Here is a 19,237-nt window from a genome sequence, read left to right as displayed (position 1 = left end):
CATGGATTTCGATCTCGTCTCCCTCAGGGGATTGATCGGACCATAACTGCTTGAAACTGAACGGCGTTCGAACCGGCCATTCAGAATCCGTTCATGACGGGGAAACGGATCAGGCGCCGAGATGCAACACGATTTCGCGCCGGTGCGGCCGGTCGCGATGCTCGAAGAGGTAGATCCCCTGCCAGGTGCCGAGCACCAGCCTGCCGCCTGTCACGGGAATGCCGATCGACACCTGGGTCAGCGCCGCCTTGATATGGGCAGGCATGTCGTCGGGGCCTTCCGTGGTGTGGATGACCCAGCGCATCGCGGGGTCATCGGCGGCGGGAACAAGCCGCCGGAAGAAGGCGTCGAGATCGCGCCGGACATCCGGATCGGCATTTTCCTGGATGAGAAGCGAGCACGAGGTGTGGCACACGAAAACGGTGAGAAGCCCCTCGCCCACGCCGGCCGCCCGCACGAAATCGACCGCCCGATCGGTGAACTCGTAAAGTCCCTGTCCGTCGGTGCGGATGGAAAGGATGGTCTGGGGCATCGGGTCTTCTCCGGCTGCTGCGCACGGGTGAGGTCGCGCGCAGCGCCGGCAAAGTCAAGTACGGCCGTCAGCGGGCACGGTGCTCGACAAATGTCTGGAAGCCGCCATAGATCATCCGCTTGCCGTCGAAGGGCATCACCATGTTCTCGCCGCTGATGCGCGGATCGACCATGACCTTGGCCATGATGGCATCCCGCTGCTCGCGGTTTTCGTAGACGATCCAGGAGAAGATGACCACTTCGTCCTCCTTGGCCTGCACCGCCCGCGGAAATGAGGTGAGCTCGCCATAGGGCACGTCGTCGCCGATGCATTCGGCATATTCAAGCGCGCCAAATTCCATCCAGACTTCGCCGGCCTTGCGGGCCATCTCCTTGTAGGCCTCGATATTCTCCTTCGGAACGGCGAGAACAAAGCCATCAGCATAGGTCATGACAATCCTCCTGGTTATGTCGTGCCCCTCAAGGACGTGCGAGCCCCTGCCCGTCCGACAGCCGGGTTGCACTTCCTGCGCAGAACTTGCCGCGAGCATCCATATCGCGCCAAAGCGGCCCGGCATGAACCGCCCGGCGCGGTAATTTCGCGGAATTCGGTAGCAAGTGCCACCAGCCGTGAACGCTCAGCTACGGCCGCTTCGCGCCAAGGCTGTCACGAAGGCCCTGCGATGTGTTCGACAAGGCGGGGCGCCTCCTCGCCGATTGCCAATATTATGCCTGACTTGCGTGTGGAGGCAAAATCCAACCCGGCGAAGTAGAGGCCCGGCAGGGCGGCCACGCCATCCTCGTGGACCGGCTGTCCCGCCGCATCGAGCGCACCGGGAAGCCTCATCCAGCTGAAATCGCCCTTGAAGCCCGTGCACCACACCACGGTCGTTATACCGGACCGGGCAAGATCAAGCGAAGCAATCGCCGGGTTCGGTTGTCGCATCGCGACCGTCTCCGCCGGGTCGGGTTCCGAAGCGGGCGCATCGATGCCAGCGCGGCTGATATAGTCGTCGATATGGCGTTTGATGTTGTCGGAGGCTTCATCCGCAAAGCGAGCATTCGCTTCGAGATCGTCGGCGAACGAGAGGCCGGCGCCATCCTCGACGCCAGTCAATCGCCCAAGAAGCACGATACCCTGGGCGCTGAGCGCTTGAAGGCTTATCGTGTGCAGCGAGCCAAGCACGCCGCGGGGCGGGATGCGTCCCGCAAGTCGAATGACCTCCTCCCGCCGCACGTCGAGAAACCCGCATTCGAGGAGCCAGACCATGATGTCGCGGCCCCGGTAGCGCCGCGGGAGCCGTCCGACACGACTGGTGGCAAGGAAGACTGTTCGGCCTGCTTGCGCCAACTCCTCGGCGATCTGCACGCCCGACTGGCCGCTGCCGACCACCAGCACCGCGCCATCGGGGAGATCCGCAGCGCTGCGGTAGCCGGAAGCGTCGATCTGGCGAAGGCCGGGCGGTAACGCAGCGGCGCAAGCGGGGCGCACCGGGCAATTCAGGCTGCCGCTTGCGACGATCACGTTCCGCGCCAAAAGCGTGCCGCGTGCGGTGGTCAGCCGATACGCGTCATTCTCGTGCGTGAGTTCGCTCACCGCAGTATCCGGTTCGATCGGCAGCGCGTTGCGTCTGGCGAAGTCCTCGAGGAGAGCGACGAACTGGTCGCGCGTCAGGGCACCGGATGGATCGTCGCCGTCATAGCGGTCGCCAGGCATGACGGTCTGCACGTTGGGGGTATTCATCCGAAAGGAATCCCATCGCTGCGTGCGCCAGGTCTCTCCTATGCGGCCCCGTTCCAGGACGCTATGGCGCAGGCCTCTCCGTGCCAGCCAATAGCTGACGCCGAGGCCCGCCCAGCCGGCCCCGACGACGACAGCATCGAGAACATCGGCACTGCCATTCACTTGCCACGGTGATCTCATGATCGGCAGCCCCCCAGCCATCCCCGCGCGGCATTAAGCCTTGTTCACGGCGATTAGTCCAGCGTCGCGGATCGCGACCCGACTGGCCGAGCGCACCTGATTTTCCAGCCCCGTAACCTCATGAAACTGCGCCGCAGCGCGCTCGCCAAACCGGAAAGCAAGGTCGGCTTTTGACGACGATCGCGGCCTTGGCTGTGCCTGGGAACGTCCCTTCGAAACGAAAGCACCCGTGGGAAAATCGTTTATCCAGCCTCGGCGGCAAGCCAGGCTCGTCCGAGAAGGGTCGAAAGAACCGCATGAAGGCCGACCGCCGGCCACAGGAGCGGACCCGCCATCCCGTCCCAAAGGCCGAGATAGGCAAGATACAGCGTGACGAGAACGCCGTAGGTCAACATGCCCAAGAGCGGCGAGTTGCGCCAGCAGGCGACCGCAAGCGCAATGAGGGCTATGCCCGCCACCCGGGCGGCGGCTGCCGCCATTCCGGTGAGCGCGCCTCCGAGGAGCAATTCCCCGACCAGCGACGGGACGACGAGCAGTGCTGCTCCGGTGGCCACTTCCAGGGCGGCGGCAATCGCAAGCACTCTCGTCATCGCGCCGGCCTCCTTAGGTCACTGTGCCGGGCGGAGGCCGCATCTCAACTACCTCAGTAGCACGGAGGCAGCGGATAGTAGCCGCACGCCGGCGGGCCGTAGTAAGGATGATAGTAGGGATGGTAGTAGGCGCCCGCGGCTGCCGCACCAACTGCCGCGGCACCGGCTGCGCCATACCAGGCTCCCCGATATGCGGTGCGGCGCGCGGCGCCGGCAAACGAGAGAGGCGTGCGCGGCATGCCGATGATGTCGATGAAGATCGAGGCCGGCCCGTCTGCCTTGCTGAGGCTGCCCTCGAGCACATCCACCTTGAAGGTCAGGTTGGCGCCTTCCATCTTCGGCGCCTTCAGCACGACGACCGCGTCTTCGACGTCCGAGGCGTCCTTGTTGAGAACCGAGACGGTGGCATTGGGTGGATCCTTCTCGAAGCCGCCGCCCTCTGCCCATTCCTCCAGCAGATGCGCGGTGAGCGCGTGGCCCGCGGAGCGGACCGGGCGATCGGCAAACAGGATCGAGTTGTTGGAGATCCCCGTGAGCGTCAGCGTGTCACCGCTGAGCGTGGCGCCGGCCGAGTTCATGACGATCAGGGAGGGGACGAGCTCGCTCTTCTGCGTGCTCGTCGTGCCTATGTTCTTGCTCGCAGGCGCCTTGATCGCATTTTGGGCCGTCGAAGCCGACGGCGCGAGAACGGCGCCCAACGCGACTATCGCGACGGCGCATATGATGTGCTTTCCCCTCATTGATCTCTCCTAGTGCAGGTTGAAAGTCAGTTGGTCGATCTTGCCGGCAAACTTGAATGGTGTGTCGTAGCGATATTCGAGCAATGCCACGCCGGTCCGCGTGTCCTGGCCGACGTCGAAGGTCTCATCCTCGGGAAAGGTGATCGGAATCCCGTGTTCCATGGAGTTCGTGGCCACTTCCTGGCCGTCGACGGAAAGTATCCCCGTACCCCCCTTGCCCAGGCCGGGACCGTCGGACTTGTAGTCGAAGACGATCGTATGCTTGCCGGGATCGAGCTCCGGCCCCTCCCACATCGTGCGCTTCAGATCGAGGAGGTTGTAGAGGAACACCACCCTGCCCCGGTCGACGCCGAACTCGCCCTTGCTGAGAAACAGCCCGTAGCCGCCGAACCGCCCGCCCTGCGTGACGATCATGCCTTCCGCACCGCCACTGGGTATCTCTACCTCCGCGGTGATCGTATAGGACTTGTTGAGCGTGCTTGGCGCCGCACTTGCCGGCACGCCGGTCAGCCCGCCCGTATAGGTGAACACGCTCCGCCCGGCGGTGAGGCTCGGCCGCGGCGTATTCCAGCGGGCGAGCGTCGTATTGTCGAGCGGCAGCACGTTGTATTTCTTCGCTTCTGAATAGAAGAGAGCCTGCATCTCCGTCAACTTGTCGGGCATCTTGGCGGCGAGGTCATTGGATTGGGTCGGGTCCTCGGCGACGTTGTAGAGTTCCCAGTTGTAGCCGGTGATCACGTCCGGGGGCGTCTTCGTGCTCAGCTCCCAGGGCAGCGTTGCCGGCGTCGTTGCGGCCACCCACCCGTCGTGAAAGATCGCGCGATTGCCGAGCATCTCGAAATACTGGGTCTTGTGCGTGGTCGGGGCGTTGGCGTTCGCCTTGTCCCATGTGTACTTCATGCTGACGCCTTCGATGGGCTCCTGTTGGATGCCGTTGATCGCCTCCGGCTGTACAATGCCGGCGGCATCGAGAATGGTCGGCACGACGTCGATGAAATGGTGAAACTGCCGGCGAATGCCGCCAACGTCGGTAATGTGGCCCGGCCAGGACATGACCATGCCCTGTGCGGTTCCGCCGAAGTGCGACGGCACCTGCTTGACCCACTTGAACGGTGTATCCATCGCCCAGGCCCAGCCGGCCGCATAGTGCGGGAACGTCCGCTCCGAGCCCCAGAACGGATACCAGAGGAACTGGTCCTTCACCGGAACCTCGACGCCGTTGAAGGTGGTGAACTCGTTCGGCGTGCCATTGACCATGCCCTCGGCGCTCGCACCGTTGTCGCCGCCGATATAGATGATCAGGGTATTGTCGAGCTCGCCGAGGTCTTCGACCGCCTGGATCACCCGGCCGATTTCGTTGTCGGCATAGGCAAGGTAGGCGCCGTAGACATCTGCCTGCCGGACGAAGAGCTTCTTCTCCTCGATGCTGAGCGTATCCCATTCCGGCAGCCCCTTTGGCCACGGCGTCAGCTGGGCGCTTTCCGGCATGATTCCGAGGCGCTTCTGGTTGGCGAAGATCTTCTCGCGCACCTTGTTCCAGCCCTCGTCGAAGAGGTGCATGTCGGAGACTTTCTTCACCCACTCCGATGTCGGATGGTGCGGCGCATGGGTGGCGCCCGGCACGTAATAGACGAGCCAGGGCTTGCCGGGAGCGACCTCCTTCAGCTGCCTGATATAGCCGATCGCCTCGTCGGCCATGGCAGTCTCCAGATTCCAGCCGGGATTGCCCTCGAACGGATAGATGGCGGTCGTGTTGCGGAACAGGTTGGGCTGCCATTGGCTGGCGTCGCCGCCGACGAAGCCGTAGAAATATTCGAAGCCCATGCCGTTCGGCCACTGGTGGAACGGTCCCGCCTGGCTCGACTGGTAGGAGGGCGTGTTATGGTCCTTGCCGAACCACGACGTGGCGTAGCCGTTGTCACGAAGGATCGTGCCAATCGTGCCCTTCTCGATCGGGATGATCGAATCGTAGCCCGGAAAGCCGGTCGCGATTTCACCGACGACCCCGAAGCCGACCGAATGATGGTTGCGCCCGGTAATCAGTGCGGCGCGTGACGGCGAACACAGCGACGTGGAGTGGAAATTTGTAAAGCGCAGGCCCTGGTTGGCAATGCGATCCATGGCGGGCGTCGGAATGACGCCGCCGAACGTGCTTGGGGCGCCGAATCCCTGGTCGTCCGTCATGATCAGCAGCACGTTGGGCGCGCCCTTGGGCGGCACGACACGCGGCGCCCACCAGGGCGTCGATTCGGAAGCCTTTTCGTTGATCACCCCGCCGAATTTCGGATCGGGCGGCGGAAGCTGCTTTCCGTCGATCGTCGTGGTGGCCCCCGGCGCACCTGGCGCGCCGGTCACCTGCTGAGCCCATCCCGAGACACAACCAAGCGCGAAAAAAGCCGCGCCCGCAAACATGCAGCGACCAATTTTCATGGCTGAAAGCCCCCCGGCTCGAAGAAACGCCAATTTATATAACGATATTCTAAAATATAGAGGGCCGACAATGACGCAAGTCAAAGATTCGCTGCAACGCCAGCTACCCCCGGCTTCCGGAAGAACAGGTGCCTCGCTTCGCGTTCGGCCGAGCTAGCCCGTGATGCGGAACCCGGTCGGCACCTCGGAAAGTGCCACGGGTTCCGTATGCACATCAGAGACGACAGCGGCAGGGGGCCCATCCCAGAAGCGCTTGACCATTTTCGAGATCGCCTCACCCGGCCCCGCGATGACGGCGACGACACTTCCGTCTGCCTCGTTGCGTACCCAACCCGCAAGGCCCAGCCGCTCGGCTTCGCCCTGCGTCCACCAACGGAAACTGACACCCTGCACCCGGCCGCTGATGCGGACCTGCACGGCTTCAATGTCATTGGCCATGACCGCTCCTCCGATCAATCGATGACAGCAAGAATGGGAAGACGCGCCGGCGAATGCAAGCGCTCTTGACGGCGACCGTCGCATGCAAGCCGCTCGGACGTTCGCCTGAACCTTCCGCCTTCAAATCCCTTTCGAAGCGACGTAGACTCTCGCCGATGCATCGCAGAGCACGGGCTCCGTGCGCTGGAGGCCCCGAGTGATAGGAGCGGATTGGACGGGCGGCCATGAATGAGGCGACCGGCAACCTGCGCGACAGTTCGGCTGCAGTGGTGCGGCCACCATTCGCCTGGGTGATTGCGGTGATTGCCGGGCTGGTGCTCGACCGGCTCCATCCCCTGCCGTTCGTTCCCGCAGGCCTGCCGACATCCTGGCTTGGCGGCGTCGTGTTCCTCGCCGGGTTGGGGCTGCTGGTCTGGGCGGCGACGACCCTCCGCCGCGCGGGGACGCAGATCCAGACCACCCAGCCGACGGCGACGATCGTCGACAACGGCCCCTACCGCTTCACGCGCAACCCGATCTATATCGGCATGTTCCTCGGCCTCACCGGCCTCGCCCTTGCCTTCGACAGCCTGTGGCTCATCGTCCTGCTTGTGCCGTTCTACCTCGTCATTCGCTATGGCGTGGTCGCCCGCGAGGAGGCCTATCTCGAGCGGAAATTCGGCGGCGTCTATCTCGCCTACAAGGCCCGGGTCCGCCGCTGGCTGTAGCCGGACCGGCCATCAGCCTGCACTTGCTCTCGTCTGCGCGTCTTGTCAGGCTGCATCTAATGGCGGCAGAAGCCTGCGGGAAGTATCCCTGCCCTACTGCAGGACCGTATCGAGCAGATTGGCGATATCGAAGGTCGGCCGCGTTCCGAGATCGTCGCTATGGTCGGCGAGAAACTGCTCCATGCTTGCGCGGCCATCGTCTCTCAGCATCGTCAGGAACGCCCATTCGGCATTGAGCTTGGAGGACGCGTTGAGCTCGATCATGCGTGGCGTGGTGATACGGTGAAGCCGTACCTCGGCCCAGTCCTTGGCCCAGGCGAGTTCGTGCGGCGCCTGTCCGCTATCAGCCAGTGTCCGCTGAAACACCGCAATTGCCCGCAATTCCTTCTTGAGGCTCGCGTTGAACGAGATCTCGTTCATTCGATTGAGGATTTCGCGTGCCGTCTTCGGCACGCCGCCACGCTCGATGGGATTGACCTGGACGAGCAGCACGTCGCGCGCGACGCTCTCGGCAACGAGCGGGCCAAGCAGCGGATTTCCGGAAAAGCCGCCGTCCCAGTAGGGATCGCCATCGATCTCGATGGCCTGATGGAGCAGTGGCAGGCAGGCCGAGGCCAAGATGACATCCGCACTCAGATCGGCGTTGCGGAAGACCCTAGGCAGCCCCGTACGCACGTTGGTGGCATTGATGAACAGCTTGATCGGCGAGCGTTTCAGGACCTCGAAGTCGATGCTCTCGATCAGGATGTCTCGCAGGGGATTGATGTTCGCCGGATTGATTTCGTAGGGCGAAAAGAGCCGGCTCATCAGGTCGAAAAAGACATAGGCCGACGAATTGTCGAGTGACCAGTTTCCCGTCATCACATCGAGCGGCGTGCGTTGGAACGGGCTGTAGCGCGCCGCATCGCTCACGCGGCGCCAGAAGGTTTCGAGCGCCGCGGTGGCGCCGGCAACACCATCCAGCGTGTAGCCGTAGGCGAGAACCACCGCGTTCATCGCACCGGCCGATGTGCCGCTGATGCTTTCCACGGAGAGCCAGGGTTCTTCCAGAACGCGTTCGATGACGCCCCAGGTAAACGCGCCGTGGGCACCGCCACCTTGCAAGGCAAGGTCGATTGCAAGCGGCGATCGCGTGTCGTCCGATGCGCCGGTCTTCCTGCGTTGCTGCACGGCCATAACAGTCCCTCCCGATTTCGCGGTCGCGATAGTCTGTCGCAGTGCAGCAATCTAAGATCGAAAACAGGGCCGGTGGCAAGTCTTGATTTTCAGACGCGAAAGAAGATGCCCAATGTGTCGTGCGTCACCATCTGCCCGCGTCCGCGGAAAGTAGTCGCAACTGCCAGCTCGTTTCGCGAAGTGAGATTGGCCGTATTGCACCAATTGCGGTCATCACCGGGGCTCTGGTGACCTATAGCCGCAGGTTCCAGCGGCTCGCGTCGCCGCCTAGATTCGCGGGTTTAGACACCGCCGAGAGAATGCAGTTCTCGACGTCGTCTTCGCCCGTTTTCTTTAGATAGCTGACCAACTCAAGAAATTCCTTGTCGGGAAGGCCGGTCAAAACCTTCGGATGTTCATTTACTATCCATTTTTGCATTTGAGCGGAAATAGCGGCCTTATCCGCTCCCTCTTTTCTCAGATGGAGCAAGTGCACATAGAGCGGTGCGATGACACTCCTGGTAAAACTCATGCCAACACGGCTTTGCGCGATACCCGGCACGCATTCTAGGATTGCAGTCTCTATGCTAAGCAGTGTCGCCTTCGGATCGGCCTGATAGCTGGCGAGTACCTGTTGCTGGCCCGCGGTGTTGGGTACTTTGAATGTAGCAACTGTGCCGCCGATCACGGCTGCCGCTGCCCCAATAACGATCAAGATGCGCATCTTCACCCCCGATGATTGCGGGGGATTATCGGTTGCAAGTATCAAAAAAACATTGCGTTAGCGTTAGTTTTATCAAATCGAACCTACTCGTTTTGCACCGAGGACCGCAAAGCGCCGGCCGCGGTCATTGGCGTTCCTCCACAATGCGCCGGCAGCCGTCGCGGCGGCTATTTGACCTTCTCCAGGTCGCCCGGTTTCCAACTGTAGTTGATCGCGGCTTCTTCCGGACCGTAGAGGCGAAGGATCGCGAAAAAGCCGCGTTCCGGCGCGGTGGGAAGCCAGTTCGTCTGCTTGCCATCCGGCGCTTTTGGTCCGACGTAGAGGTCTGTTGTTCCGTCGGCGTTTTGCACGGGCTTGTCCCTGGAGCCGAGCGAGGGGAACCGTCGCGCCTCGGTCGCCAGGCCCGAGGCGTTTTCCGCTTCGTAGAGGGTCAACGACCAGAACAGCTTGGCAGGTACATTGGCAGGCAGGGTGAGCTTATACGAGCCATCCCCTCTCAGCGGCTCGCCGTCCGCGTCATTGAAGGTGATCTGGTACGCGGCCCCCCGGCCTGGCGTCTGCGACACCATCCCGGGGCTGATCGAGTAGTAGTCGGTGGAGAACCATGCGCGCGGCACGACCTCGGTGAAACCCGCCTTCCTGTTGCGGAAACTAAGGTCCATGGATTTTTCCGGACCCGGCTCCGTGGCGTTGTTGACAGGGTTCAGCCACTGTCGGTCATTCCACACCCGATAGTCGCGACCGTTGACGACGGGCATCCTGCCAATCGCGCGGCTCATCTTGTAGCCCGTCTTCGCTGCTGCATCGAGGATGGCTTTGGTTTCCGCATCCGGGGTGAAGGGCTGCGCGGCAACCAGTCCGGCATTGGCGAGGATGCCCAGGCCGTCAGCGTCGGCGAGGTTGCGGCCCTCGCTGTCCACCAGCCACTTGAGCTGTTCGAACGCGGAGATGTCGGCGCGCGGCAACATGTTGGCAGCAACGCCGGATGCATTCGGGAACTGCATCGGCTTGCGTTCGGCCGCAGGCAGGTTCAGCGGATAGACTTTTGCCTGCTCCATCAACGAAACCGCAGGCTGTAGATCATTCGGGTCGTTATAGAATGCTCGCAGGAAGATGAAGAGGTTGTTGGTTCCGGAGCGGTAGACGTAGTAGCCATCAGGCACGTCTCCCGCGTATCCGGGCGGCAGGACGAGAAACTTGCCGCCCTTGCCTGCGTCCGGTCCCGGCAGGCCGACGTCGCCTGCGAATTTTCCGCCATCGACCGGGATCGGCCGCTGCCAGAAGTCGAGAAGTATGCCCTGCAGATTCGGCGGCGCTTCGAACACCACCGGTCCGGTCTCGCCCATGTCCACATAACTCATGGCGTAGATGACGTCGGAGTTCGGCGTCGTGACCAGCGTCTTGGGGTCGAGGCGCTCCTTCCAGACAGGCAGGACGTTGTATCCCGCTCCGAAGGTCGCTTCGGAGCCGTACTTCATCCCCAGTGTGTTGATCAGCGGCAGCGCCCACAGGTAAGCCTGGGTGGCCTGCTGGAACTTCAGTTCGGACAGCAGGGCAGCAGCTGTTTCGGGAGTCGGACGGTTCTGCTCAAAGGGAAGATCGGCGAGACTGTCAAAACGCGCCTGGTCGGCCACGACTGGGTTGGATGCTCCGAATACGAAGGCAATGGCAGTCGCGGATAGCAGGAAAAGCGTGCTTTTCATGGAGGTGACCTCTCACTTCGCGATTTGCATGCGTGAATACCTCATATCACGCCTCGCAATTTGACACGCAAAGTGAAACCGATCCAGCCGGCAGGGCTGACGAGGCAACGAATCGACCGAGTGCACGTGACGTCGGGTCCGCAGCATCAAATAGCAACTGCCTGCTCAAGGCAGTCTGCGGAAGCTTGGCGACACACAGGCTCTTTGAAGTCTTTGCGGCCTCAGCCCGAAACACACGCTCGTGTTGACAATGCTTGGCTGTGATGATTGTTGTGATTCAGGTTGCGGGAACCTGCCGCCTGCAGACGCAAGTCACGGTAAAGCCCGGCACACATAGACCCTTCTCACCCTCGAAGCATTTCGTCGGTGGGCAATGCAGGCCCCCCATCATAGTCGAAATGCCTCTTTGGAGGAGTGAGTGATGTCTTTGCGACAGTCACCCGACAATCGTTTTCTGACTGCCCCCTCGGGCAGGATCTTTGCCGCGACCGCACTGCCCATGGTTGTCATCATGGTGATGAACGGCATGCTCGGCATCGTAGACGCAGTTTTTCTTGGGCACTTCGTCGGGGCGGGGGCCATGGCGGCGGTCGGCATCGCCTTTCCGGTGCTGATGTTGACCATCGCGCTTTCGGCCCTTGTCAGCGGGGGGATGTCCAGCCTGCTGGCTCGCCAGCTTGGCGCGGGCTCCAGTGAGGCCGCCGCCGCGACATTCGCCGGTGCTCACGGTCTTGCCGTGATGATCGCTTCGTCGCTGATCCTGATCTTCCTTGCCGGGGGGTGGAATTTCGCCCTGGGCGTTGCTGGACCCGATGGTCCGGTCGCCGGGATGGTCTGGATCTTCGTCGCGATCACCGTCTTTTCCACACCGGTACAATTCCTGTTGGGAATTCACGCCGATGCCTGGAGAAACGAGGGGCGAGCCGGGTTGATGGCCCTCATGTCCCTTGCGGTGACGCTCATCAATATTGTGCTGAACTACGTCTTGATCGTGCTGCTGGAACTCGGTGTTGCAGGGTCGGCCCTCGGCACGGCCCTGGCGCAGGGGCTGGGACTGGCGCTTCTGGCCGGGCTGCGTCGGCACGTCGCGGGCATGATGCCGCTCGGCAGCCTTTGGCGCAACCGCTGGACCAGCGGCTGGGGACGCATGGCCGCGCTGGGCGCCCCCGTCAACCTGGGCTTCGTCGGAATGGCGCTTTCGGCCGCAAGCGTGGTTGTGGCGCTGCGTCTTGCGGGCAGCGCAGATCACACCCAGACCATCGCCGCTTACGGGATTGCGACACGGATTTTTGGCTTTGCTTTCCTGCCGGTCATGGCTGTTGCAATGGCCATGCAGAGCATCGTCGGCAACAATGTTGGAGCGCGTCTCTACGCCCGCTCGGACAATGTCCTGCGGATCGCCGTTGCAACCGCGTTGTTCTACGGTCTTGCCGTGGAAATTTTGCTCCTGAGCCAAGGGACTGTCCTCGGAGCAGCCTTTGTCACGGACCCTGATGTGGTCGGCGAGGTCGGGCGGCTCTTCCGTCCCATGGCGGCACTATATCTGCTGTCGGGGCCGGTATTCGTGCTCGGGCTCTATTTCCAGGCCATCGGCCGACCAGCCCGTGCAGCTCTTCTGACCATGGCAAAGCCCTTCGTACTGCTTCCAACTCTGGTCACGCTCATTGCGGCGATCTGGGGCGCCGATGCAATCTGGTTCGCCTACCCGCTGGCCGATGGCTTGACCGCAACGATCGGAACCCTTGTGCTTGCTGCCTCCCTGAAGGCGCGGGGAGCGGCAGCAGGTATCGGGCTGAAGGTCATGGAGGGCCTGCCCTGACCGTCAGAAACATTTGCGGAAGCGAAGGCGCAACCCGGACTCTCTGAAGCACGCACCCACCGCCGAGGCACGGTGATATGTCATCCCCAGGCGCTGGAACTGATCCCCCGACAGAATGGCGCCCGCGATTGGAACACCATGTCAGCACTTCCTCGAGGAGAAAAAGGAAGCTCACCTCAACAAAACCAACGGTTTAAGCCCTCCAACGTCCCCGCCTTCGCGTCCAATGCCTATACTTTCCCCGCCCTGCCCTCGGATACACCGGTGAGCGTCACCGGCGAGGCGGGGCCGGCGCCTTGCGGTTGGTCCTGACGCAGACCGGCCGCCAAGGGGTTCGCAGAAAATGGTCCCCCTCTCGCCTGCAACATGGCGGGGCGTGCCTGTGCGGCACACATGAATGGACCGGCGACTGGCGAAGGCCTTCGGGCCGGAAGCCTTTCGCGGCGCCGCGGGAAAATCCGTCGAGCGTCGCCCTGTAAAAGGTGCCGATCATCCGCGCAGAGGGACCGCAGTTGCGGGCAAAAACCGCCGAACGGGGCGCCGGAAGGTGTCACCAAATTCTAACTTACGAGGCAGCTTCCGCCGCCCCGTCCGTTCGATGCCGCAAAACCGGAGGGTCTCTGCCCGTCCGGTCGTTGGGCATGTTCTTTGACCTCCCGGAAAACCAGCGGCAAGCCGGCGGCGCGACGCCCTCAGCCGAAATGCCGCGACAGCCGCAGCGCGAGTGCGGCGAGCGTGCGCACCGGGTTAGCCGCCGAGCTGAACGGCATGACCGACATGTCGCAGACATAGAGGTTCTGCGTGCCGGCGACGCGCAGGTCCTCGTCCACGACCGAGGCGAAGTCGAAGTTCGCACCGAGGCTCGGTCGGTAGGGCATGCGCAGGCTCCCGGCCGAATGATGGACCGTTCCCCATCCGAAACCCTTGCCCTGCTGGCCGAACCACGCCTCGCCCTCCGGCCGCGCCGGCTGGCCATCGATCTGGAATTGGGAGAATATCCGGTGGGTCACGTCGTTCATGACCGCGAATATCTCGTCGAAATTCTTGTGCCACCCGGCAACGGCGGGAAAGCGCGATCCGGCAAGATAGTCCATCCAGCTCATGTTGCGGAAGGCGATCTCCGGGACGTAGCCGAATGGCGGAGCGGGCTTCACTTCGTTCACGTCGTCCAGCGGGTTTCCGAAGCTGAACTTGATGTCGAGGCGGGAGGGCCCAGCAAGGCCGCCCGGGGGCGGATCCGCCGAATCCGGGGAGTTCGGATCGTTCTCGCGCAGGTGCCAGTATTCGTGGTTGATGTTCATTTCCACGTTGAAGGGAAAGCGGATCTGGCCGCCATCGCGCAGCCCTCGCGAATAGAAGATGATCTTGGCATGATCGGTGCGCGGGATCGCCACATTGCCGATGTTGGTCACGAAGGTATTGACCTCGTTGGAGGTCGGATGGTCGGTGAGCCCCCGCCCGATCAGCGCCTTGGCATGGTCCGGAAACCAGGGGAACATGCTCGACCGGCGCAGGAGCTTGGGGCTCTCCAGCGAGCCCGCGGCAAGCACGACCGTCACGGCCTTGAAGAAGCGGATCTGGCCGGTCAGCGTGTTGCGCGTCACGAGCTCGAAATGGTCGCCGTGGTTCTGCACGTCCTCGACGTAGCTGTTGAGCAGCAGCTGCAGGCCGGGACCATCGCCATGGCTGACGCCCGGCGTGAGCCCGAGCTGGTTGATGAGGAGCTCGGCGGTATTGAAGACGCCGGTGGGTTCGGTGAAGAACTCGTTCTTCGGCGTGCCGTCGGGTTCGAGATAGGGCTGGTGCAGGGCGCGCGGTGTTTCCTCGATCACAAAGTCGTTTGCAAGCGGACTCTGCCGCAGCTTCGCGACGACCGCGGCAGCCGTCGCACCCAGCGTGCGCGACTCGTTCATCGTCTCGCCCGCCTCGTCGAGAAGGCCTGCGGCAAGGTCGCCCCTCACCCGCGGCGGAAAGAATTCGAGCTCCCAGGGCTGGATCGACGGGATCAGGCCGGACCAGAAGATCGACCGCCCGCCGAGATTGAGCTGCGGTTTCTCGCCGATGTAGTTCTGCGACGAGGAATCCCCCGGCTGCCAGAAGGTGTCGCAGCCGAAATGCCTGGCGACGCTCGCATTGGAAAAGCGGCAGAGATTGTAGACATGCGTCGGGTAGACGAAGGAACCGGCCTCGAGCACGAGGATCCGCTTGTTGTGCCCGAGCCGATCGGCGAGGTCATCTGCAAGTATGCCGCCGCCCATGCCCGAGCCGACGATGATGATGTCGAAGTCGTCCCTCGGTCCGATATAGCGCAGGAAAAGCCGCTGTTCGGCGGCGCCGGTTTCCGAAACGAAATTGACATAGGTCGAGGCACTGAAGGTCATGGTGTCCCTACATGGCTGATGCTCGACAGAAGGTTGCGAATGTCTCAGATATTCGCGCCGGCGTCCAGCCGCACGGCCGCGGTTCGGGCCTACCAGAGGCCGGGAAAAAGCCGATACCTGACCCGGCTGCGATACTCGGCATAGCCCGGCAGGTCGCGTGCGAGATGCTTCTCCTCGTCCAGGAGCCGCGCGACGAGGCCGGCGACGAACAGCGGCACCCCGACAAGCCCCCACCAGGAGCCAAGCGCGAGCGGAAGGCCTACTGCAAGCGGAAATGCCGCGGCATACATCGGATGGCGCACGATGCCGTAGAGCCCGTCCGAGATCACCCTCTGGCCTTCGACGATCTGGACGGTCGCCGACGCAAAGGAATTCTGCCGCAGCACGACGAAGAAGCCCAGAAAGGCGATGGCGATAAGGAGGTTGCCGGCAATCACCGCCACCCATGGCACGTCCGACCAGCCGAAACGCCGGTCGAGCGCAGAGACCACGAAAAGGACCATCATGACGAGGACGTTGAAGAGCTGGATCCGCTTCTGCGCCGGCTCGCGCTCGGCGGTCGGGCCGACCCTCATCCGCCGCTCGAGAAGTGCGCGATCGTGCCGGTAGAAATAGAGCGTCGTCGCAATGCTCCAGCCGCAGAAGTTGGCAAGGAAAAGCCAGCCTTGCCACCAGGCGAGCGTGCCAGCGCAGGCAAAGAGAAGGACAGCAAGAAAGGCCATGAACTTGAGCGTTGCCCAAGCGGCTCTTTTTCCGAGATCGTCCGGACCTGCCTGCATCCTGTCTTCCATCACCTCCCATGCGGCGCGAATTTCTCGCGCCGCAGAGTTTATCGACCGGTCGGCGCCGGCACCAGAAGCTAGTAGGAGAGCTTCGGATACCAATGCGGCTCACGCCCCTGCGGCGTCGTGTCGAGCACGGTCCAGATCGGCATCAGGTCCGGCGCACCGCGGGGATCCTGGCCGGGATCGGCGGTAACGCCTCCCATCTCCCCGCCCCAGAAGTGCCGGATGGCACCGTCGCGCCGCGTGAAGACATTGAAGGCGGCATCATCGCCGTCGTCCTCGCCGATGGCGTGGTAGTCGCGGCTGAATTCGCCGGTCGTGTCGCTGTAAAGCGGAAGATAGCGCCAGCCGCGTTCCTTCTTGAAGGCGAGCAGCCTTTCGATCGGGGAGCGCGCGACAACGGCGAGGCCGACCTGCTGCAGCATGTCCGGCACCTCGCCGTCCCACGCCGAAAGGAGCGACGTGCACATCGGGCATGGCCGTTCGCGCTGCGGTCCGTACATGTAGCTGTAGACGACCAGCGTGTCCTTGTCGCCGAAGAGGTCCGCGAAGGATGCATGGCCCTGCTCACCCTCGAAGCGGTAGTCCTTCTTAACCTCGCCACCCGGCGGAAGGGCCCGACGCTGCTCGGCAACGCGTTCGATGTGCCGGCGAAGCTCGATTTCCTCGGCGAGCAGCGCATCACGCGCACGGCGATATTCCTCGCTTTCATTCGGGTAGCGGACGCCGTTCTTGCGGGCAAGCTCCGCTGCCGGAGCCAGATATTGCTTGTCCATGCCGATATCCTCCTTGTTTCAGGCGGCGGTCGAAGCGGCCCTTCCCGCCATTGCCGTAGCAAAGCCGGCATCCGGGGAATGGTTCCGATGCCAGGGCGCGAAAGGCCGTCGCCGAAACAAAGGACGATCCGGAAGCTCCGGGATCGACACCGGTGCGAGGAAAAATGCGAACGGGGGCGGGCCAGAATGCAAAAAGGGCGCTCGACCCCTGCGGGGGAGCGCCCTCATCCTGTCGGACACCGCGCAGCTCGACGATCATCGAAACCAGGCGAATCCATTTTTCAGGCAGACCCGATATATGTGCCCCCTCCCCCTCGATTTCAAGGGGCATTTCGGGCTTTTTCCCCAGCTGTAGCGATCGCGGCCAGTTGCGCCCTTTGCGCAACAATCTGCGCGGCCGTTGTCGGGATCCTGCTGCATGGATCGTCCTAGGGCCGTTCGTTATTCGAAGGAGGAAAAGCCATGCAGAAGATCACGCCGTTTCTCTGGTTCGATACCCAGCTCGAGGAAGCGGTCACATTCTACACGTCCATCTTCAAGGACGCGCGGGTGACATATCGGAAGAACGGTCCCGACGGAAAGCTCTTCACCGCAAGCTTCGAACTCGCGGGCCAGGAATTCATGGGGCTGAACGGCGGGCCGCACTACACCTTCTCCCCGGCGGTCTCCTTCTTCGTCAAATGCCGCGACCAGACCGAGGTCGACTATTACTGGGAGCGCCTGCTTGAGGGCGGCAAGGAGCAGCAATGCGGCTGGCTGCAGGACCGCTTCGGCCTCTGCTGGCAAATCATCCCCGATGCATTGATGCGCTACCTCGGTGACGAGGACCCCGCCAAGGCCGGGCGCGTCATGCAGGCCATGATGAAGATGATCAAGATCGATGTCGCGGAACTCGACCGCGCCTATGCCGGATAGACGCGGCCCCTGGCGCGGCGAGAAGTTAGGAGGGGCCGCTGGTTCAGTCGGCCCGCCCTGACACGTTGTGGCTGGTCGTCAGCCGAGTTCGGCCTGGAGCTCGTTCAGCGAGCGCTCGAAGATGTCGAAGATATCGTTGACCTGGCTTTCCGTGATGATGAGCGGCGGGCAGAGCGCTAGGGAATCGCCGATGGCGCGCGAGATGAGGCCGTTCTTCTGCAGGAGGCCGAAGAGCTTCGGTCCGAGGGCACCCGTGGCAAAACCTTCCCGCGGGGCAAGCTCCAGCGCGCCGATGAGCCCCTTGCCGCGCGCCTCGATGGCCAGCGGATGGCTTTCGAGCGCCTTCAACCGCCCCAGGAACAGCCCGCTCAGATCGCGGACATTGCCGACAAGATCCCTCTCCTCGATGATCGCGAGGTTTTCGAGCGCAACGGCCGCGGCGACCGGATGGCCGCTCGCCGTATAGCCGTGGCCAAAGGTGCCGATCGTCTTCGATTCATCGGCGATGGGCTGGTAGACGCGATCGTTGACGAGAAGCGCGGAGATCGGCTGGTAGGACGAGGATATCTGCTTCGACAGCGTGATGAAATCCGGCCGCATGCCGAAGGTCTGGGTGCCGAACATGCGGCCCGTGCGACCGAAGCCGCAGATGACCTCGTCGGCAATCAGCAGCACGTCGTACTTGTCGAGCACCGCCTGGATCGCCTGCCAGTAGCCCTCGGGAGGGACGATGACGCCACCGGCCCCCATCAGCGGTTCGCCGATGAAGGCGGCGACCGTCTCCGGTCCCTCGGCAAGGATCATGGCTTCCAGCTCGGCAGCAAGACGCGCCGAAAAGGCGATTTCGCTCTCGCCCTGCTGCGCGAAGAGGCGGTAGTGCGGGCAGGTCGTGTGAAGGATCCCCGGCATCGGCAGGTCGAAGGAGCGGTGATTGTTCGGCAGGCCGGTCAGACTGGCGCTTGCCAGCGTCACGCCGTGGTAGCCCTTGATGCGCGATATGATCTTCTTCTTTTCAGGCTTGCCGAGCGCATTCGACCGGTAGCGGACCATCTTGACGACCGTGTCGTTGGCCTCGGAGCCGGAATTGGTGAAATAGGCCTTCGACATCGGCACCGGCGCCATGCGCACCAGCTTCTCGGCGAGATCGATGGAGGGGCCGTGCGCCTTCTGCGTGAAGGTATGGTAGTAGGGCAGCTTCTCCATCTGGCGAACGGCGGCGTCGACGAGGCGCTTCTCGCCAAAACCGACGGCGACGCTCCAGAGTCCTGCCATGCCTTCGATGTATTTCTTGCCGGTATTGTCGAAGACGTAGATCCCCTCGCCGCGCTCGATCACCAGCGGGCCCTCCTCCTCGTTCTTGCGAAGGTTCGTATAGGAATGGAGGTGGTAGGCAGCGTCACGCGCTTCGGTGGAATTCGGCTGGTAGGTCACGTCTTTCTCCTGCTGGGACTTGCCGGTTCGAGAGGCGATTTCATCCGCCGCCTGCATGCGCCGACGCTGAAACTTGTCACAGACGACGCGCCGCCGATAGCTCGTTTCCGACCTGTTTTTCACATGATCGACCAAAAGATCGTGAAACGGCGCCGTTCCGCTGCTGCGCCGGCAGCGACACACCGAATAGTCCGGGAATTTAGCTCTGG

The 19,237-nt window shown here is 62.8% G+C and carries 17 protein-coding genes and 1 pseudogene; 4 read left to right on the top strand and 14 right to left on the bottom strand.

The window, feature by feature from the left end; all coding sequences use genetic code 11:
* Positions 1–109 precede the first annotated feature (109 nt).
* The 7 genes from EV286_RS06085 to EV286_RS06055 all read right to left on the bottom strand — a co-directional run bounded on the left by EV286_RS06085 (position 110) and on the right by EV286_RS06055 (position 6,632).
* Positions 110–532 carry a secondary thiamine-phosphate synthase enzyme YjbQ gene (locus EV286_RS06085; protein ID WP_132956115.1) on the bottom strand — a complete coding sequence of 141 codons (423 nt, stop codon included), beginning with the start codon at positions 530–532 and terminating at the stop codon, positions 110–112.
* A gap of 67 nt (positions 533–599) precedes the next feature.
* Positions 600–962 carry a DUF1428 family protein gene (locus EV286_RS06080; RefSeq protein WP_132956114.1) on the bottom strand — a complete coding sequence of 121 codons (363 nt, stop codon included), beginning with the start codon at positions 960–962 and terminating at the stop codon, positions 600–602.
* A 215-nt stretch (positions 963–1,177) separates the two neighbouring features.
* Positions 1,178–2,434 (bottom strand): NAD(P)/FAD-dependent oxidoreductase, encoded by a 1,257-nt coding sequence (locus tag EV286_RS06075; protein ID WP_245500619.1) that lies wholly within the window; start codon positions 2,432–2,434, stop codon positions 1,178–1,180.
* Between the two features lie 242 nt (positions 2,435–2,676).
* Positions 2,677–3,024, bottom strand: coding sequence for a hypothetical protein (locus EV286_RS06070; protein WP_132956113.1), 348 nt, complete (start codon positions 3,022–3,024; stop codon positions 2,677–2,679).
* Between the two features lie 53 nt (positions 3,025–3,077).
* A complete protein-coding gene (locus tag EV286_RS06065) occupies positions 3,078–3,764 on the bottom strand; it encodes a hypothetical protein (RefSeq protein WP_132956112.1) in 687 nt (228 codons plus the stop codon).
* A 9-nt stretch (positions 3,765–3,773) separates the two neighbouring features.
* Positions 3,774–6,194 (bottom strand): arylsulfatase, encoded by a 2,421-nt coding sequence (locus EV286_RS06060; RefSeq protein ID WP_132956111.1) that lies wholly within the window; start codon positions 6,192–6,194, stop codon positions 3,774–3,776.
* A 153-nt stretch (positions 6,195–6,347) separates the two neighbouring features.
* Positions 6,348–6,632, bottom strand: coding sequence for an acylphosphatase (locus EV286_RS06055; RefSeq protein ID WP_132956110.1), 285 nt, complete (start codon positions 6,630–6,632; stop codon positions 6,348–6,350).
* 224 nt (positions 6,633–6,856) lie between these two features.
* Here EV286_RS06055 and EV286_RS06050 point away from each other — a divergent pair, with 224 nt between their 5' ends.
* Entirely contained in the window at positions 6,857–7,339 is a 483-nt protein-coding gene (locus tag EV286_RS06050; RefSeq protein WP_132956109.1) for an isoprenylcysteine carboxylmethyltransferase family protein, read from the top strand.
* Positions 7,340–7,432: 93 nt separating this feature from the next.
* Here EV286_RS06050 and EV286_RS06045 read toward each other — a convergent pair whose 3' ends face one another.
* The 3 genes from EV286_RS06045 to EV286_RS06035 all read right to left on the bottom strand — a co-directional run bounded on the left by EV286_RS06045 (position 7,433) and on the right by EV286_RS06035 (position 10,921).
* Entirely contained in the window at positions 7,433–8,515 is a 1,083-nt protein-coding gene (locus tag EV286_RS06045) for a patatin-like phospholipase family protein (protein WP_132956108.1), read from the bottom strand.
* 232 nt (positions 8,516–8,747) lie between these two features.
* A complete protein-coding gene (locus EV286_RS06040; RefSeq protein WP_132956107.1) occupies positions 8,748–9,218 on the bottom strand; it encodes a hypothetical protein in 471 nt (156 codons plus the stop codon).
* 167 nt (positions 9,219–9,385) lie between these two features.
* On the bottom strand, positions 9,386–10,921 hold the full coding sequence (locus EV286_RS06035; RefSeq protein ID WP_132956106.1) for a DUF1254 domain-containing protein: 1,536 nt from the start codon (positions 10,919–10,921) through the stop codon (positions 9,386–9,388).
* A 421-nt stretch (positions 10,922–11,342) separates the two neighbouring features.
* Here EV286_RS06035 and EV286_RS06030 point away from each other — a divergent pair, with 421 nt between their 5' ends.
* Complete coding sequence (locus tag EV286_RS06030; RefSeq protein WP_132956105.1) at positions 11,343–12,740, top strand: MATE family efflux transporter; 1,398 nt, start codon at positions 11,343–11,345, stop codon at positions 12,738–12,740.
* An 18-nt stretch (positions 12,741–12,758) separates the two neighbouring features.
* A pseudogene (locus tag EV286_RS32375) lies at positions 12,759–13,052 on the top strand (glyoxalase superfamily protein); the annotation flags it as partial.
* A gap of 380 nt (positions 13,053–13,432) precedes the next feature.
* On the opposite strand, the gene EV286_RS06025 reads toward EV286_RS32375, so the two are convergent.
* The 3 genes from EV286_RS06025 to EV286_RS06015 all read right to left on the bottom strand — a co-directional run bounded on the left by EV286_RS06025 (position 13,433) and on the right by EV286_RS06015 (position 16,682).
* Positions 13,433–15,121, bottom strand: coding sequence for a GMC oxidoreductase (locus EV286_RS06025; protein ID WP_132956104.1), 1,689 nt, complete (start codon positions 15,119–15,121; stop codon positions 13,433–13,435).
* Between the two features lie 89 nt (positions 15,122–15,210).
* Positions 15,211–15,912 carry an isoprenylcysteine carboxylmethyltransferase family protein gene (locus tag EV286_RS06020; protein ID WP_245500617.1) on the bottom strand — a complete coding sequence of 234 codons (702 nt, stop codon included), beginning with the start codon at positions 15,910–15,912 and terminating at the stop codon, positions 15,211–15,213.
* Between the two features lie 68 nt (positions 15,913–15,980).
* The gene (locus EV286_RS06015; RefSeq protein ID WP_132956103.1) at positions 15,981–16,682 is read right to left on the bottom strand and encodes a DUF899 family protein; all 702 of its coding nucleotides are present in this window, start codon (positions 16,680–16,682) and stop codon (positions 15,981–15,983) included.
* 462 nt (positions 16,683–17,144) lie between these two features.
* Here EV286_RS06015 and EV286_RS06010 point away from each other — a divergent pair, with 462 nt between their 5' ends.
* A complete protein-coding gene (locus tag EV286_RS06010) occupies positions 17,145–17,597 on the top strand; it encodes a VOC family protein (RefSeq protein WP_132956102.1) in 453 nt (150 codons plus the stop codon).
* Between the two features lie 78 nt (positions 17,598–17,675).
* On the opposite strand, the gene EV286_RS06005 is transcribed toward EV286_RS06010, so the two are convergent.
* Positions 17,676–19,028 (bottom strand): aspartate aminotransferase family protein, encoded by a 1,353-nt coding sequence (locus EV286_RS06005; protein WP_132956329.1) that lies wholly within the window; start codon positions 19,026–19,028, stop codon positions 17,676–17,678.
* Positions 19,029–19,237 lie beyond the last annotated feature (209 nt).

It is taken from the genome of Rhizobium sp. BK251 (assembly GCF_004345245.1).
Lineage (GTDB): Bacteria > Pseudomonadota > Alphaproteobacteria > Rhizobiales > Rhizobiaceae > Rhizobium.
This window is presented reverse-complemented; position numbering and strand designations above follow the sequence as displayed.